Genomic DNA, 17401 nt, shown 5'->3' with positions numbered 1-17401 from the left:
CTTTAAATTAAATTTGAGTGATGTCTTGCAGTCAAATACGACTTAAAAAAATCGATTAACAAAAAAACAGATATACATTATTTTTAATCAAAAAAGAAATCCTGATCGAATTAGGATTTCTTTTTTTTATACATTGCTCAGATAGTTAATCGGGCAATTCATCAATACTTTTAGGCTCCACGCGTGGTGCAGCATTCATATGATGACGATATTTGGATGAGGTTTCATAGGCGAGTTTTCTTACACGCATGATGTTACCGAGTGGTCTGTGTTCTAAAAGACAATGGAAAGGGTTGAAACTCAGAACATCATCACCATACACTCTTCGTTCCGGGCTGAACGTGTTTTGCGGACTGATAGTCAAACTTGCTATTGTCTGAAACGGACTGACATCTTCCATCCATTGAACGGAACCATCTTCAACCGGCATTTTTTCAAGATCAGTACACAACTGTGCAGAGAGTTCGTAGACAGCAGTCTGATTTTCAAAAAAGTTTTTTACGATGGTGGTCAGAAAACTTTCAGGTTCATTCTTAATTAAATTTTCATCCATATCTTTCCCGTGGAGGCTAGCGACATTTTCTGATTTCGGAGCAATGGAAATTTTAGCAACATAATCTCCGTATCGTATTGCTGCCATACTGAAGTAACGGTCACCTAAAATATGTGATCCGGGTATACTGAAATGATTGGGGTCTTCTTCTTTTCCAATTAAATTTTTAATTTTTCTTCCCGCAACGAGCATCGCTCCCTGAACACTCTGAAAAAGTTCGGGTGTGTTAATATATTCCTCGACTTTTTTCTGTTGATCAAGATAATCTTTGACTGTTCCTGTTGGGATGATCGGGTAATTGACTAAAAGAAAATCCTGGGTCAGAGCATCTTTATCTTCGGCTAAAAACTTTTCGCCTTCAACACCGATCACTTTAATGGCCATTCCCCGCTGAGAAGATTTTTTATCGGGTTCTATCATTCCAGATGCTGTAGAAAAACGGATGATCACTGGGTACTTCCACGGTTTTTTAAAAAGACCTTGAGCCAGATGTTCAGGCAGATTGTCATAGATTTCTAATTCTCCGCGAAGAATTCCATGATTTTTGGCGTGGGCATCACGCACGGCGTGGCGATACCTCTCAAACATGATTTTATTGACTCTCGCCATTGATTCTACCACTGCGCGACTGTCTTCATCTTCGTTGGGTTGCTTAACTTCGATCTCGTCTGAATATCTAACATAATTTTTAATGTTATCTTTTTCTTGCTGATTCATATTGTGGATTGATTTGGTATTATTAAATTTTTTATTATCCTAAAAATAAATCCCCAGTCTTATAATGGGGATTTTATAGTTTCAAATTTTAAATAAAGTTGCGATATTATTTAAGAGCAGCTTTCAGTTGTTCAGCAGCATAAGCCTGAGCTTCTTTTGCCTGTGGTACCACGATCGCCATTCCGTAAAATTCGTGAGTGACACCTTCGTAGTTTTTGCTGTTCACCTTTACTCCTGCAGCAGAAAGCTTGTCAGCCAACATCGTTCCGTCATCATGTAGCGGGTCGATCTCCGCGGTAATAATCGTTGTTGGGGGAAGACCTTTTAGATTTGCATTAATTAGGGAAATCCTCGGGTCTTTCGCTTCATTCATATTATTGAGGTAATGTTTTGTAAACCATTCCATCATCGGTTTGTTCAGAGGTTTTGCACCAGCGTATTTGGTATATGATGTAGTATTCATGTCAGATTGTGCAATCGGATAGATAAGAACCTGATGTAGTGGAGTCATAATTTTTTTGTCTCTTGCCATAATTGATACATTAGTGGCAAGATTTCCTCCTGCACTTTCACCAACCACCGCAATTTTTTTAGGATCACCTTTAATTGTTGCGGCATTTTTAATTACCCATTCGTAGGCTGCAAAAGCATCATTATGTGCTGTTGGAAATTTATTTTCCGGAGCTAAACGATAAGCAACAGATACCACTACTGATTCAGTCTGCTCTGCTAATCCCTGAGCTGATGCATTGTAAACATCAAGATCCGCAATGACGAAGCCTCCACCATGATAGTAAACGATAATTGGGTATGATTCTCTGCCGGTTTTCGGTGTATAAACTCTTGCGTGAATTTTACCGCCTGCAATTTTTATATTAACTCCTGTTGTATCAACCTTAGGTGCTGGAACGGCAATATTATTTTCTTTTACAAGATCCATAACAGCATTTGTGGGCGTATGGTTTTTTCGAGCTTCTTCAGGAGTAAGAGTTTCAATGGGTTTGTCGCCATAGCTGGCTAGCTTTTCGATGACAGCCTGCATTTCAGGTTTGATCGTTTTTCCCCATTCCGGTGCTGGTCCGGATGGTTTTAGAGTAGAGATATTTAGTGTATCTCCGGATTTGGAATCAACAGATTTTGAAGATTCATTTTTTGAGCAGGATATTGTCATTGTTAATGAAAATATTGCCAATGACCAATTTGTAATGTTGTTTTTCATATTTTAAATTTTATGCTCGGAAAATAACCAATAATGTGCCATTAATATAGTTATAGTTGCTCAATGATCAATAATAATTCATAATTTCAGTAAATGATGTAATATAGGAGCTTTTAGGTTGATGTAATATAATAATGACGAGGCAAATATGGTCAGCGAATTTTTAAAGGTGATAGCTTATTTTAGATGTTCTTTTTAGATTGATCACATAATAGATCGCAAATTATGACTATCAATTATTTTTGATTTGTTGCCATGGAAAAAATGCAAAGTCAATTATATCATTTTTTTTAAATATTCCAATTTCATGTTATTACGGATATGGATCACGGGAAGTTATACTTACAATCTCCCGAATGCCTCTTGATCTCAGGGGATTTATCCTTATCCATCGAATATCATAGGTCAATGATAACTGCTAATTTTGATCTATTTCAATTATTTCTCCTGCAGATTTCAAATTTCAGAATTTTCAAATTATTTTCATTTCGATTGAAAAACCACTGCAATCATTTAATCAAGTCTTATCGATGCGTTCTTTGAAGAAACTATATTAATAAGGATCGAGCCAAATGATCGATTAGGTATTTATACGCAATTGTATGTAAAAACGATAATTTAATTTTGAAATTGTAAAAAAATAATTAGTTTTGTGAAAATCATTGATTAATAATTAATTATAATTGTGATTTTTCTAAAACTACCATGAACAAACAAAAAATAAATAAACATGAGAAAATTTTATCCTACACTAAAAATGGATTTTATTTTTTCAGGACTACGGCGACTTATCTGTCATCTTTTTTCAGGTCCTGAACTTATAAAAATTAAATCGCAGAAAGTACAATCTTTCTATTTAATGATTTTTATAATGGTGCTTAGTGGAACCGGCATTGTAAAATCTCAGACAACGCTATCAGCTGGAGATATTTTAATCACTTCCTTTGATGCAACTAAAACAGTTACTGACGATAAGTTTTCCTTTGTAGCTTTAAAAGATCTTCAACCTAATACAGTTATTTATTTTACCGACAGAGGGTATTTCGGAAATAATACTTGGCAGTCCGCTAATGGCGGAACTGAAGGCTCAATTTCCTGGTCTTTGGGAAGTGATAATGTGACAGCTGGTACAGAGGTGGTTATTCAAAGTTTAAGTGCCAAAGTCAATAATGTTGCAAAAGGCACAGTAGCTTCCATTGCGGGAAGTAATGCCAATGGTCTGTCATTATCATCACCATCTGGAGATCAAATTATAGCGTTTCAGGGTGGCGCAGGAAACCCGGCAGCAAGTGGAGTAACTATGATTGGGGGTTTTCATTGGAATTACTGCCCAATTGATTATTATTCAGTACATACAACTGATACTTCATGGGATACAATAGGGATTAATTCAGCTTGTTCTGCAGGACCAAGTTCTTCCAATATGCCGCCTGGCTTAAATGCCAGCAGTGCATTTTGGGTGGGCTTCTTTAAGCCAACACCACCTGCTACCAATATTCAGAATTATACGAAAGGACAGTTCAATGGTGCTGGAGCTCCATTTTCTTCTCTGGCAGCTTTAAAGGCAGCTATATTAAATAGAAACAATTGGACTGCTTTGAAATATGATGATCCTACAGTTGTTAATGTACCTACGGGATATTCTTTTTATTCTGCTTGTACAGCACCTGCGATAACATCCCAGCCAAGCGCAAGTACAATTTGCGCAGGAGTAACTACTACTTTTACTGTTGCTGCAAATAATGCTACTGGTTACCAATGGCAAGTTGACCAGGGAGCAGGATTTATCAATATCAGTAATAATTCACAATATTCAGGAACTACAACAGCTACATTAACTATAACAGGAGCAACAGCTGCTTTTAATGGTTATATATATAGATTAATAGCAACAGGCACTTGTGCACCGGTAGCTGTATCCAATGGAGCGACTTTGACGGTTAATTCTTCGCCATCTGTTAATTCGCAGCCAAGTTCAAAAACTATTTGTGCAGGATCTAACACAACTTTCTCTGCAGTATTTAGCAATGCTACAGGTTATCAATGGCAAGTAGATCAGGGAGCAGGATTTATCAATATCAGTAATGAAACACCATATTCAGGAGCCACCACAGCAACATTGACTATAACAGGAGCAACAGCTGCTTTGAATGGTTATGCATACAGAGTTGTAGCTACTGGATCTTGTTCGCCTGCGGCAACATCCAACAGTGCAACACTGACAGTAAATTCAGCACCTGCGATAACATCCCAGCCAAGTGCAGGTACCATCTGCGCAGGAGCAACAACTACTTTTACAGCAACAGCAAGCAATGCTACAGGTTACCAATGGCAAGTAGATCAGGGAGCGGGTTTTATCAATATCAGCAATGGAGCACCATATTCAGGAGCTACATCCTCTACATTAACAATAACAGGAGCAACATCTGCTTTGAATGGTTACGCTTACAGAGTTGTAGCTACTGGATCTTGTTCGCCTGCGGCAACATCCAACAGTGCAACACTGACAGTAAATTCAGCACCTGCGATAACATCCCAGCCAAGTGCAAGAACTGTTTGTGCGGGATCTAACACAACTTTCTCGGCAGTATTTAGCAATGCTACAGGTTACCAATGGCAAGTTGATCAGGGAGCAGGATTTATCAATATCAGCAATGGAGCACCATATTCAGGAGCCACCACAGGAACATTAACTATAACAGGAGCAACATCTGCTTTGAATGGTTACGCTTACAGAGTTGTAGCTACTGGAGCTTGTTCGCCTGCGGCAACATCCAACAGTGCAACATTGACAGTAAATTCAGTACCTGCGATAGCTTCTCAGCCAAGTGCAAGAACTATTTGTGCGGGATCTAACACAACTTTCTCTGCAGTATTTAACAATGCTACAGGTTATCAATGGCAAGTTGATCAGGGAGCGGGTTTTATCAATATCAGCAATGTAGCACCATATTCTGGAGCTACATCCTCTACATTAACGATAACAGGAGCAACATCTGCTTTGAATGGTTACGCTTACAGAGTTGTAGCTACTGGATCTTGTTCGCCTGCGGCAACATCCAACAGTGCAACACTGACAGTAAATTCAGCACCTGCGATAACATCCCAGCCAAGTGCAAGAACTGTTTGTGCGGGATCTAACACAACTTTCTCGGCAGTATTTAGCAATGCTACGGGTTACCAATGGCAAGTTGATCAGGGAGCAGGATTTATCAATATCAGCAATGGAACACTATATTCAGGAGCTACCACAGGAACATTGACTATAACAGAAGCAACAGCGGGATTAAATGGTTATGCTTACAGAGTTGTAGCTACTGGAGCTTGTTCGCCTGCGGCAACATCCAACAGTGCAACACTGACAGTAAATTCAGCACCTGCGATAACATCCCAGCCAAGTGCAGGTACCATCTGCGCAGGAGCAACAACTACTTTTACAGCAACAGCAAGCAATGCTACAGGTTACCAATGGCAAGTAGATCAGGGAGCGGGTTTTATCAATATCAGCAATGGAGCACCATATTCAGGAGCTACATCCTCTACATTAACAATAACAGGAGCAACAGCGGGATTAAATGGTTACTTATATAGAGTTGTTGCATCAGGGGTTTGTGCACCTACAGCAACATCCAACAGTGTAGCTTTGACAGTATCATCAGTTAGTGCATCTGCAACTAAAAATAATGTAAGCTGTAATGGCGGATCCAATGGATCAATTACACTCACTCCATCTGGCGGAACTGCGCCGTACACATATAACTGGGGCGGTGGTATCCTTACAAAGGACAGAGCGGGATTAACAGCGGGAACTTATACTGTAACTGTAAAAGATGCCAATGGATGTACAGGAAATGTATCTGTAACAATAACAGAACCAACAGCATTGGTAGCAACAGCAGGATCACAAACCAATGTGTCTTGTAATGGTAGTGCAACTGGTTCCGCAACAGTGAATGTTACTGGCGGAACTGGATTATACTCTTACAGTTGGTCACCAAGTGGAGGAACAGCAGCTACCGCAAACGGCCTTGCAGCAGGACCATACCTAGTCACTGTAACAGATGCCAATGGTTGTCAGACAACTCAATCATTTACAATCACCCAAGCAGATGTGGTGAATGCGCCGACTGGTATTACAACACAAACTTTCAATTCGGGAGATACACTGAGTGTACTGATTGTTAATGGTCAGGGAATTAAATGGTATGCAACAGCTACTGATGCGACAGATCACATCAATGCTTTACCGATGACTACTTTAATAGTAAATAATAAATCTTATTACGCTACTCAGACAATTGGTGGATGCGAGTCTAAAACGTCGCTAGCTGTTTTGGCTTATAATGATACTTTAGGAGTGAATAATCCGAGCAGTAATATCAAGCTTCAAATTTATCCAAACCCAGTTAATGATATATTACATTTCAGTGGTGAAGATAAAATTACTAAGATTGTGATTATGTCTATTGATGGTAAGAAAATCTCTGAGAGAACAATGTCGAACGAAAGGAAACTAAACGTCCACACATTGATTCAAGGAACTTATCTGATTAACATCTTTACAGATAAGGGTGTACAAACAATCAAGTTTGTTAAGAAATAATAATTTAATAAAATTATTCTAAAAAGAGCCATTGCAAATGTAATGGCTCTTTTTTTTGTTAGGTAATAATAAACTGAAAAAAGATAAAAGCGTGTATTTTATCGCATATTCAGTCGAATATGGATAGATACGCGCTGTAAATACAGCGGTTATATAAAAGTTACAGGCAATGTTAGGACACCCAAGCCAATTAAAATAATTTGACATCACAACCTGCTTTTTACCAATTGGTAAATGACAGACGTAGCTATTTGCTAACTTTGCGACAATGGAAGAATTGATAGAATATATTTTGCAATTTGGCAACTTGAACAAACAGCAAATTGACCTTATTGCAGGCAAAGCTAAAGAGTTAAAACTTTCGAAAGAAAACTATTTTTCCGAAGCGGGAAAAATTCCCCGACAAGTCGGTTTCCTTGTGGACGGCGTTGTTCGTGGTTGTTATTACAATAACAAAGGTGAAGAAATTACCCGATGTTTCATAACTGAAAATAGCCTTATAGCTGACTATATTAATTTTAAAGCTAATACAGTATCTACTGAATATTTGCAGGCTTGTACTGATTGTAAACTGATCTTATTTTCAAACGATGATTGGGATGAGCTTACTCATACCATTGTGGGTTGGGATAATATCAAAAACAAAATGGTTCAAAAATGCCTTTATCAAAAATCGAGAAAAAGTCCTGTAATTTCAGAAGATGCTACTACTCGGTATCTTGAATTTATGAATAATCATCCATCCCTTATCAATAGAATACCTTTAACTTATATTGCATCTTATTTAGGAGTTACTCAACAATCATTAAGCAGAATTAGAAAAAATATACGTTAGATTTTTTACCAAATGGTAAATCAGCTCATTTTTATTCATTGCAATTTTGCATTATTAATTTAAAAAAGAATAAAAAATGAAATCAGCATTAATCACAGGGGCTAATAAAGGTATTGGTTTAGCCACAGCAAGAGAGTTATTACAAAATGAATATTTTGTTTACATTGGTTGTAGAGATATTCAGAAAGGAGAAGTAGCAGTAAATGATCTATTAGCAAGTGGGTTTGGAAATATAAAAGCTATTGAATTAGATGTTACCAATTCAAAATCTATTTTATCAGCTAAAAACATCATTGAAAAGGAACAAGGTAAATTAGATGTTTTGATAAATAATGCAGGAATTTCTGGTGGTTTTCCACAATCAGCACTTACTGCCACATTGGAACAATTCTATTCAGTATTTGCAACTAATCTATTTGGAGTAGTAAGTGTAACGCAAATATTTGTTGAGTTACTAAAAAAATCAGAACAACCTCGAATTGTAAATGTAAGTACTGCTATGGCTTCAATTACAATTGCTTCTAATCCAGAAAGTCCCACAAATGAATTTAAAACATCGGTATATCAATCAAGTAAAGCAGCATTAAATATGTACACTGTAAATCTTGCGTATGAACTTCGTGACAGTAGTAAATTTAAAATAAATATGGTTTGCCCAGGTTATACCCAAACTGATTTTACAGGACATCAAGGTACAAGTACTCCTGAACTAGCAGGAAAACGAATTGCTAAATATGCTATGATTGACGAAAAGGGACCAACAGGAAAGTTTATTAGCGAAGAATACTTTCCAGAACCTGCAAGTTGTCCTTGGTAAAAGACGGTGAATACTAAGGAAACTAAAAACACTGCCTGTAACAAGGTATTTCCATAATGGGGGCTGACGGAGCTCATCAACAATTGTTACTTATATCAGCCTTTGCACTATATTTTTACTGACGGTTTCAAATGCCCCACTTCGGCAATACCCAAAGAGTTAATAATTACTTTTAAAATCTCACAAAACTATCTAAATGCTTATTAGCATTATTTATTTTGAGATAAGCATCTACTGATTTTAGCATCGTTTCTTTCGCTTTGATAGTATTTTGTTGAGTTCGTTCTGATATTTTAAAAGCTGTTTATCCATTGCCTGTACCTGACTTTTTACTTCAGTCTTTACTCCTTCTTGATTGCTTGCCAAATCGATGTTTTCAGATAGACGATAACCAAATACAGTAAAACTAGTTGCTAACTGTAATAGTTCTGCTCCTGAAAATAGCTTATCTAATATTACAGCCCCCCTTATGAAATCAAATATTGCAAATATGTTGAAATCACGCCTAACTAAAATTGCGTATATAACTTCGCGCAAATAATTAAGCCCAGGATTTTCAACTATTAGATCCTGCAAGAGGTTTGCAAATACGTAAATATTAACCTTGATCACTTTTGCTTCCGGACATAATCGCAGTGCCATCTTGATAGGCATCGCAAACCGTACTCCGAATTTCCTGACCTCATATGAGCATGATGCCACCACACCACGGTCTCTACCTCCTATGATCACATGCTTTTTCTCCAATTCGGAGTTTCTCAGCGGTTCACAGGAGACAAAGAAAGTATCTAGGTCCATATTTGCAATTGCTCTTTTCATTGTACAAGCTTAGTTACGTTTTGAAACAAATTTTGTATTTTTGTTGTCTAAAATTGTAACAATGTCGAAATTCTCTGATAATATCACGTTTTTGAGAGGTAAGAAAAATATGACGCAGCAAGAGCTGGCGGATCTGTTAATTCTAACCCGATCCAGATATGTCGCGTATGAATATGGAAGATCAGAACCTCCGAGTGAAATATTGATTAGAATTTCAAAATTCTATAATATCAGCATCGACCTTTTGTTAACGGTAGATGTCAGAAAATTTTCTATAGACGAAATTATAGAACTTCCCGATAATAGAATCGTTCTTCCTATTAGAGTTGATCAGGATGGAAATGATCAGATTGAGATTATTCCACAAAAAGCTTCTATGGGTTACTTAAACGGCTATGGAGATCCGGAATACATAGAAAGTCTGGAGACCATATCGTTACCATTCTTGAAAGGTGGTAAGTTCAGGGCATTCCCCGCTGACGGAGATTCAATGCCACCCTATAAGAATGGAACCTACATCGTAGGGAAGTATGTCGAAAATCTTTCGGATCTGAAAACAGACAGAACTTATGTTTTCATCACAACCAATGATGGTATCAGTTACAAAAGATTTCAGTTTCACGAAGCAGATGGTATTTGGGTTAAGGCTGACAATCAATTTTATGAGCCGTACAAAATTCCATTGCCTGAGATCAAAGAGATCTGGGAATTTGCATGCAGTATCAATACAAAAGAATATGAGCCTGATGAATTCTCAGAACATCATATTCAAAATTTTATCAAAGAGATCAAAACCGATATAAAGCAAATCAAATCAAAAATTGTAGATTAGGGTTAAATCTATTTCGAAAAGCTTATTTAGAACTTAGTTATTCAGAAAACTTCCCCGAAGGGAAGCTAAAAACACAAATGATGAAAAAAAATTAATCCCATTGAACGGGATTAAACAAAAATAAATATTTTATTTAAAATCACAATGGGACAATTGAGTTTATTTGATCCCGCAGAATTCTACGAATTTCCAAAAGACCTTTTGGAATACAAAGAGAATTTCCTGAGCGGGAAGAGGCTGATGGATTAAAAGACCATCTGCTTCAGACCGTGCCCTGGGAACAACGTATTCAGAAAATGTATGATAAGATGGTTATAACGCCAAGGTTAACAGCTTGGTACGGGGATTCAAAAGACAACGAGTCAGCAGATAATAATACATCAAACACCAACTCCTGGACCCCGGAGTTGATAACTTTAAAAGAAAGAATAGAAAAAGAATTCGGTTACCGGTTTAATGGTGTTCTATTAAATCTTTATCGTGACAACAATGATTCAGTTGCCTGGCACCGGGATAAAGAGAGCAGGTATGGAAAGCGCCCAGTGATCGCCTCTATCAGTTTAGGCGAAACAAGAAACTTTGATTTCAGAAAAAAGGAACATCATCAGAGCAAATACAGCCTGCCACTTACAAACGGATCCCTTCTCATTATGAAAGGTGATCTGCAGGAACATTGGGAACATCGGATCGCTAAATCTACAATACTTATGAAAGAGAGAATTAATCTGACATTTCGTTTGATCCGTGATCTGTAAATCTACAAGTAAACAAAAAAATAACACTTAATATTATGGCTATTTCATATTATGATTTTAAGAATCTTACCAATCAGTCTCAATATGAGCTGGTAATAATTCAAGGAAAAGTCATCAGTGAAACCAGTACAGATATGTTGAAATTCGTATTGTACGAAATGTCATCCTTTTGTGTCGAAGTTGTTTATCAGATAAGCACTGATAAGCTTGCTGGTATCAGTGCATTTCAGAAAAAAATTGGTAGTGAATAAATTATTACTCTCACAATAATTATTTACCTGTAAGTTCAAACTAAAAAGGAGATAAAAATAAGTTAAATTATTTTTATCTCCTTTTGTTTGATACTAATCAATAAAATCAGTATTCACAAAACTTTAGCTGATGCTTTCCAAAGTTTCAAATTTAGCATAGGAAGCCTTAAGGTGATGGAGCTGGTCTAAGATTAGTGTGGTACTTTCAGGGCATAGGTCTCCACTGTCCAACGCGTCCTGGTAAGCATCTATTGCTGCTTTTTCTCCAAATACTACATTCTCAAGTGTTGATTCATCTTTATCGGTTGCAAAGGTATTTTTAACATCGATCCAAGCTCTGTGAAAAGCCCCAGACACACTTGTTGAGTTATCAGCTTCTCCACCTTTTGTATTGATAAGGTTGATTAGATCGTTTTTCATATCTGTAGATCTTGAAACCATATCATCGTAAGCTGATTTTAAATCATCGTAAGCTGATTTTAAATCAGAGTGTGTTTCCCAAACTTTATCTTCTACTTTTGAAAAGCCTGCAATTCTGTCATTCGTAATATTCAGTAAATCGTTGAGTACTGAAATTGTTTTGTCATTGTTCATAATATTTTTATTTAGTGTATCAATAGTTTTACAAGAATGGTGCCTCATAAAGTGGTTTAGATATTTTGTGAAAACATTATGCTTTGCAGTTGATTTATTTGTGTATTTGATCTAATATGGTAATATTTATATTCTGTTACCTTTTTTTACTTAATATTTTTTGCTAAAAATTTTTGTGCTATCTAAAAAGACGCAGAATAATCCTAGCATTAGTACAAACATATAAAGAAGAATTTTATTTAATTGTCCTCCTTCATCAAATATAAGTTAAATTGAGCCTTCCACTAGATAAGCGGTTATAAGCTCATCTACTATAGTACATTATATCATCCAATCTGTTTTGATTATTTATACCCATTATTGATAGTATTTATAGTTTATCACAGGTACAGTATTTGTTAAATCATGATTAAATTTAGCAAACACCCAAATATTAATATTATGAAAAAAAAGGATTTTTCCGATGAAAAGTTACATCAGCTCGAGAATCATACGACAGATAATTCTGATCAGGCGCTGACCACCAATCAAGGTCTAAAGATTAGCAATAATCAAGACTCTTTAAAGTCTGGAGAAAGAGGTCCAAGTCTGTTGGAAGATTTTATCCTAAGAGAAAAAATTACCCATTTTGACCACGAAAGAATTCCTGAAAGAATTGTTCACGCAAGAGGTTCAGGAGCGCACGGAACTTTTAAACTTAATAAAAGTCTTGCAAAATATACGAAAGCTAAATTCTTGTCAGAAGAAGGGAAAGAAACACCGGTTTTTGTCCGTTTTTCTACCGTTGCAGGAAGTGCAGGGAGTACAGATCTTGCTAGAGACGTGAGGGGTTTTGCTATAAAATTTTATACGGAAGAAGGTAATTATGATCTCGTCGGAAATAATATTCCTGTATTTTTCATACAGGATGCAATGAAATTTCCCGACTTGGTTCATGCTGTAAAACCTGAACCAGATAATGCTATTCCACAGGCCGCATCAGCTCACGATACGTTTTGGGATTTTATTTCATTGATGCCGGAAAGTATGCATATGATTATGTGGGCGATGAGTGACAGGGCAATTCCGAGAAGCTACAGGATGATGGAAGGTTTTGGAGTCCATACTTTTAAATTTATCAACGAAGCAGGCAAGATGCACTTTGTGAAATTCCATTTTAAACCAAAATTAGGTGTTCACTCTGTGGCTTGGGATGAAGCAACGAAGATTTCTGGAAAAGATCCGGATTTCCATAGAAGAGATCTTTGGGATGCGATTGAAAATGGTGCTTTTCCGGAATGGGACTTTGGCGTGCAGATCATTCCAGAAGAAGATGAACACAAATTTGATTTTGATCTTCTGGATCCAACCAAACTGATTCCTGAAGAGGAGGTACCGGTTGAGCTGGTGGGAACACTCACGTTGAATAGAAATCCGGATAATTTTTTTGCAGAAACTGAGCAGATCGCTTTCCATCCGGGACATTTGGTTCCAGGGATTGATTTCAGTAATGATCCATTGTTGCAGGGCAGATTATTTTCTTATACCGATACACAGCTGTCTAGATTGGGATCGCCAAATTTCCACGAGATTCCGATCAACAGATCAATCAATACAGTTCACAACAATCAACGCGATGGCCATATGCGTCAGCAGATTTCGAAGGGTAAAGTAAGCTATGAACCGAACTCAATAGGAGGCGGCTGTCCATTTCAAGCGATGTGGAAAGACGGCGGGTTTGCATCTCAGGAAGAAAGAGTAGACGGACATAAGGTAAGGGCAAGAAGCGAGAGTTTTGTAGATCATTACTCTCAAGCAAAATTATTTTATAACAGCCAGTCTGCTCCGGAAAAAAAGCACCTTCAAAATGCCCTGATATTTGAATTGTCAAAAGTGACCATTCCTGCAATCCGTGAAAGAGTAGTCGGGCAATTAGCTTTTATTAATAAAGATTTAGCAGCTTTGGTAGCCAAAAAAGTAGGTGTTGGAGTTACAAAACTAAAACAGCCTAATGGAAGTATTCCAGCAGATGCAGATCCAAAAACGCTTCAAAGCGCCGAGAAAGAACCGTTAACAAAGAGCTCTGATGCTTTAAGTATGAAAAATACGGTTAAGGACTCAATAAAAAGCAGAGTGATTGGTTTCATTATGGAAGATGGTGTCAGTGCTGCGGAAGTCAACTCTTTAAAATCGAAATTAGAATCGAAAGGTGCTATGATCCAGGTTATAGCTGGAAGTTTATCACCGGTTACAGGAGATGATGGCAGTAGTTTCACCCCAAAACATTCTTTGACAAGCACTGCAAGCGTTTGTTTTGATGCGCTATATGTTTGCAGCGGTAAAAAATCTGCTGAAAATTTATTGAATGAAGATAATAAACCAGGAACGATTCTATTTGTAAATGAAGCATACAAGCATTGTAAGGCTATTTATTTTGGAACGGACACAGACGAAATATATAAAGCAAGCCAGGTAAGCAAAAAAACTCACGAAGATCCGGCCATCATCATTTCCGGCAGTAAAAGTTCTGATGAAACTTTTATAAATGCTGTAGCAAATCATAGAGTTTGGGAATTGGAAATGGAAAGGAATAATCCATCATAGATTAGGATAATAATTTTTGAATTATCAGAAAAAAAGGACCGTTTTTTACGGTCTTTTTTTTTGAAATATTCCGATCGATTTCAATATTTATTATAGCAGTTACCCACATTTTAGGCAATATTCATTTTTCAAAAGTTAATTCAATGAGAGTTCGCTGTGCAAAGAATTATAATTGAATTCAGTCTTTATTATTTTAAATCTGAATGTATTAAATAGGCATGGCGACGAGTTATACCACAACGCATAGGTTTTAAGTATTATATGTACAACGAATTTTGGAGATAAGGCGTTGTTTTTAAAGCCGTAATAAACAATATTATTTTAATAGAGTTATGATTAAGATCATAATGTTATTAAATTGCTGTTATATTTTTTAAATGTATCAATGGAAATCGATTTTATTTAGATTATTACTATTATTTACTTAAAATTTTATCAATTTGTCAATTCGGGTCTGATATTTGTAAAGTTGAAAATAAATAAATCAGAAAGTATGAAAAATAAAACTATTTTAAAAATGATGCCCTTTGTTGGTGCTTTTGTATTTTCGAATATATCAGCCCAGCGCGGCGTTCCCCCAAAAGAAGTGACAACAATTACGCACTCTACAAACTATGCGGAGCATTTGGATTTTCTTCCGGAAATGGTCAGCCTTTTAAAAGTACCTAGTGGCTGGAAAGTTTCAATTGCAGCATCAGGTCTCGGCAAGCCGCGAATGCTTTATTACACACCTAATGGTGATCTTTATATTACAAGACGTGATACAGGTGATGTCCTTCTTTTAAAGGATCCCAACGGGGATGGCCAGTTCGAAGAGATAAAAACTGTTGTAGCAGAATTCAAAGGTGTTCATGGTATTACGATGAAAGATGGTTGGCTCTATCTATGCAATAATAATGAATTACGACGGTATCAAATGAATGCTGATGGAACATTAGGTTTGAGCCAGATGCTCTTTAAAGATATGCCAAGTGCAGGACAGCATCCTAACAGAACGATGGATTTTGGACCGGATGGTAAACTTTATATTTCAATCGGATCGCTATGTAATGATTGTAAAGAATCCGATAAAGAGGCAGCAACTATGATACAGGTCGATCCTTTAACGTGGAAACGCAGCATTTTTGCATCAGGTCTCAGAAATACAATTGGTTTTGACTGGAGTCCAGCAAACAACGAATTGTGGGGCGTGGACAACGGCGGTGATGCGAAGGGAGACGACTGGCCGCCTGAAGAGCTTAACAACATCAAAGAAGGTAAAAATTATGGCTATCCCTTTGCCTACGCCAAAAAAGAAGTCGATAAGTCCCGAGAAGATCCGGCTGGTAACAGCAAGGAAAAGTGGGTGGAAACAACCGAGTCATCAGTTATGGAATTTCAAGCCCATATGGCACCACTCGGATTTCAGTTTTTTCCTGCCGGTTCGTCATATAGTGGTTATGCGCTTGTCAATTGGCATGGATCGTGGAACAGAAGTAAATCGGTCGGCTTTAAAGTACAGAAGATAAAATTTTCGAATGGTCAGCCAGTGGCGGCAGAAGATTTTCTTACTGGTTTTCTTCAAGGAAAAACGAGATTTGGAAGACCTGCTGGTCTTGCCATAACGCAGACAGGAACAGTGTTTATTTCGGATGACGCCAATGGCGTTTTGTATAGTATCAAACAAAAATAACATTATGAAAAAAATAGTATCATGCATCCTTTTGGCTGGCTGTACAGTTGCCATACCGGATCAGCCGACTGCCAGAATAGAATTCAATGCACCCGAAACATATCCTGAAGGTATTGCTTACGACAGTATTTCTGATGTGTATTTCGTTTCTTCAGCTAGGCTGGGAAACATTGGTAAAGTTACGCCTGCAGGCTTATACAGTACCGTCATAACAGATCCGACATTTAAATCGAGCTACGGCGTTAAAGTACATCCAGACGGAAAGCGTGTATTCGCATGTATTGGTGATGCCAATTACAGCAAATTCAGCACGCCTGAAACCAAGAAAAAAATGGCCCGTCTGGTCGGTATAGATATGTCAACAGGGAAGAAAACAGATGATGTAAATCTGGCAAATTTAGTTCCCGGAAATCACTTTCCCAATGACCTGACTTTTGACGGTCAGCAAAATGCCTACATCACTGATAGCTTTGCCAATGTGATTTATAAGGTAACCCCGGCTGGAAAAGCGTCCGTCTTTGCAGAAAGTCCGATGTTCAAAACAGAAGGTGTGGGTTTGAATGGTATTGTCTATCATCCTTCCGGTTATTTACTAGTTATTAGTGGTGGCACAGGAAACATATACAAGATTGACCTCAGTAAGCCGAAAAATATTACAAAGGTGAGCACTGACCAATTTTTTATGAATGGTGATGGATTATTGCTTACTGCTGATGACAAACTTGTGGTGGTACAAAATGGAGGTAGTGATAAGATCTATGAACTGAGTTCGACGGACAACTGGTCATCTGCAAAGGTGTCAGCTTCGACATTAGGAGCAGACCGATTTACATATCCATCCACTGCTACAAAAGCAAGAGATAAGGTTTGGATAATGAATGCCAAGTTTTCCGAGCTCACGGACAGCACAAACGTTCCCTCTAAAAAATTCGCAATACAGCATGCGAGACTAATGCCTCTTCCAAAATAATTCCAAAATAGTATCAGATTTTATTTTACAGATCCCTGTCTTCACAGGGATCATTTTGATACAGTGGTTACTCTAAGTATGACTTTTGGATTATGCGACCTTTTAGTGCTAATGAAATTAATTTAATCAAAAGAATTGCTATCGAATAAGCCGTTGTGTTAATCTTTGATCAACTATAAAC

At 37.2% G+C, this 17401-nt stretch carries 12 protein-coding genes and 1 pseudogene; 9 read left to right on the top strand and 4 right to left on the bottom strand.

Translation table 11 applies throughout. The features are described from left to right. Window positions 1-145 precede the first annotated feature (145 nt). Window positions 146-1270: a catalase family protein gene (locus tag PQ459_14320; GenBank protein WDF46071.1), complete on the bottom strand. Its 1125-nt coding sequence runs from the start codon at window positions 1268-1270 to the stop codon at window positions 146-148. Window positions 1271-1376: 106 nt separating this feature from the next. Then, window positions 1377-2441 (bottom strand): alpha/beta hydrolase, encoded by a 1065-nt coding sequence (locus PQ459_14315; GenBank protein WDF46070.1) that lies wholly within the window; start codon window positions 2439-2441, stop codon window positions 1377-1379. Between the two features lie 907 nt (window positions 2442-3348). Between PQ459_14315 and PQ459_14310 the strand changes: the two genes are divergently transcribed. The 3 genes from PQ459_14310 (at window position 3349) to PQ459_14300 (ending at window position 8744) form a co-directional block, all read left to right on the top strand. Next, window positions 3349-7092 (top strand): T9SS type A sorting domain-containing protein, encoded by a 3744-nt coding sequence (locus tag PQ459_14310; GenBank protein WDF46069.1) that lies wholly within the window; start codon window positions 3349-3351, stop codon window positions 7090-7092. 268 nt (window positions 7093-7360) lie between these two features. Continuing rightward, on the top strand, window positions 7361-7927 hold the full coding sequence (locus PQ459_14305) for a Crp/Fnr family transcriptional regulator (GenBank protein ID WDF46068.1): 567 nt from the start codon (window positions 7361-7363) through the stop codon (window positions 7925-7927). Between the two features lie 76 nt (window positions 7928-8003). Beyond that, complete coding sequence (locus PQ459_14300; protein ID WDF46067.1) at window positions 8004-8744, top strand: SDR family NAD(P)-dependent oxidoreductase; 741 nt, start codon at window positions 8004-8006, stop codon at window positions 8742-8744. Window positions 8745-9299: 555 nt separating this feature from the next. Here the strand turns inward: PQ459_14300 and PQ459_14295 are convergent. Next, a pseudogene (locus PQ459_14295) lies at window positions 9300-9563 on the bottom strand (DNA polymerase IV). 61 nt (window positions 9564-9624) lie between these two features. On the opposite strand from PQ459_14295, the gene PQ459_14290 reads away from it, so the two are divergent. From PQ459_14290 to PQ459_14280, 3 genes are all read left to right on the top strand, one after another. Next, window positions 9625-10395: a helix-turn-helix domain-containing protein gene (locus PQ459_14290; GenBank protein ID WDF46066.1), complete on the top strand. Its 771-nt coding sequence runs from the start codon at window positions 9625-9627 to the stop codon at window positions 10393-10395. 269 nt (window positions 10396-10664) lie between these two features. Beyond that, a complete protein-coding gene (locus PQ459_14285; GenBank protein WDF46065.1) occupies window positions 10665-11150 on the top strand; it encodes an alpha-ketoglutarate-dependent dioxygenase AlkB in 486 nt (161 codons plus the stop codon). Window positions 11151-11185: 35 nt separating this feature from the next. Then, on the top strand, window positions 11186-11401 hold the full coding sequence (locus PQ459_14280; GenBank protein ID WDF46064.1) for a hypothetical protein: 216 nt from the start codon (window positions 11186-11188) through the stop codon (window positions 11399-11401). Between the two features lie 123 nt (window positions 11402-11524). Here the strand turns inward: PQ459_14280 and PQ459_14275 are convergent, their stop codons facing one another. Beyond that, a complete protein-coding gene (locus PQ459_14275; protein WDF46063.1) occupies window positions 11525-11995 on the bottom strand; it encodes a PA2169 family four-helix-bundle protein in 471 nt (156 codons plus the stop codon). A 441-nt stretch (window positions 11996-12436) separates the two neighbouring features. Between PQ459_14275 and PQ459_14270 the strand changes: the two genes are divergently transcribed. From PQ459_14270 to PQ459_14260, 3 genes are all read left to right on the top strand, one after another. Further along, complete coding sequence (locus tag PQ459_14270) at window positions 12437-14578, top strand: catalase (protein WDF46062.1); 2142 nt, start codon at window positions 12437-12439, stop codon at window positions 14576-14578. Window positions 14579-15071: 493 nt separating this feature from the next. Then, a complete protein-coding gene (locus tag PQ459_14265) occupies window positions 15072-16250 on the top strand; it encodes a PQQ-dependent sugar dehydrogenase (protein ID WDF46061.1) in 1179 nt (392 codons plus the stop codon). After that, entirely contained in the window at window positions 16219-17220 is a 1002-nt protein-coding gene (locus PQ459_14260) for a gluconolaconase (protein ID WDF46060.1), read from the top strand. The genes PQ459_14265 and PQ459_14260 overlap by 32 nt, the downstream gene beginning before the upstream one ends. Window positions 17221-17401: the final 181 nt, after the last annotated feature.

The sequence above is a fragment of the Chryseobacterium sp. KACC 21268 genome, assembly GCA_028736075.1.
Lineage (GTDB): Bacteria > Bacteroidota > Bacteroidia > Flavobacteriales > Weeksellaceae > Epilithonimonas.
Note: the sequence above shows the minus strand (reverse complement) of the source record. Positions and strands in the feature narration are given on the sequence as shown.

Excerpts from the sequence above, each read along its gene's own strand:
- PQ459_14320 (WDF46071.1), bottom strand. The coding sequence starts at position 1,270 with ATGAATCAGCAAGAAAAAGATAACATTAAAAATTATGTTAGATATTCA.
- PQ459_14315 (WDF46070.1), bottom strand. The coding sequence starts at position 2,441 with ATGACAATATCCTGCTCAAAAAATGAATCTTCAAAATCTGTTGATTCC.
- PQ459_14310 (WDF46069.1), top strand. The coding sequence starts at position 3,349 with ATGATTTTTATAATGGTGCTTAGTGGAACCGGCATTGTAAAATCTCAG.
- PQ459_14305 (WDF46068.1), top strand. The coding sequence starts at position 7,361 with ATGGAAGAATTGATAGAATATATTTTGCAATTTGGCAACTTGAACAAA.
- PQ459_14300 (WDF46067.1), top strand. The coding sequence starts at position 8,004 with ATGAAATCAGCATTAATCACAGGGGCTAATAAAGGTATTGGTTTAGCC.
- PQ459_14290 (WDF46066.1), top strand. The coding sequence starts at position 9,625 with ATGTCGAAATTCTCTGATAATATCACGTTTTTGAGAGGTAAGAAAAAT.
- PQ459_14280 (WDF46064.1), top strand. The coding sequence starts at position 11,186 with ATGGCTATTTCATATTATGATTTTAAGAATCTTACCAATCAGTCTCAA.
- PQ459_14275 (WDF46063.1), bottom strand. The coding sequence starts at position 11,995 with ATGAACAATGACAAAACAATTTCAGTACTCAACGATTTACTGAATATT.
- PQ459_14270 (WDF46062.1), top strand. The coding sequence starts at position 12,437 with ATGAAAAAAAAGGATTTTTCCGATGAAAAGTTACATCAGCTCGAGAAT.
- PQ459_14265 (WDF46061.1), top strand. The coding sequence starts at position 15,072 with ATGAAAAATAAAACTATTTTAAAAATGATGCCCTTTGTTGGTGCTTTT.
- PQ459_14260 (WDF46060.1), top strand. The coding sequence starts at position 16,219 with ATGGCGTTTTGTATAGTATCAAACAAAAATAACATTATGAAAAAAATA.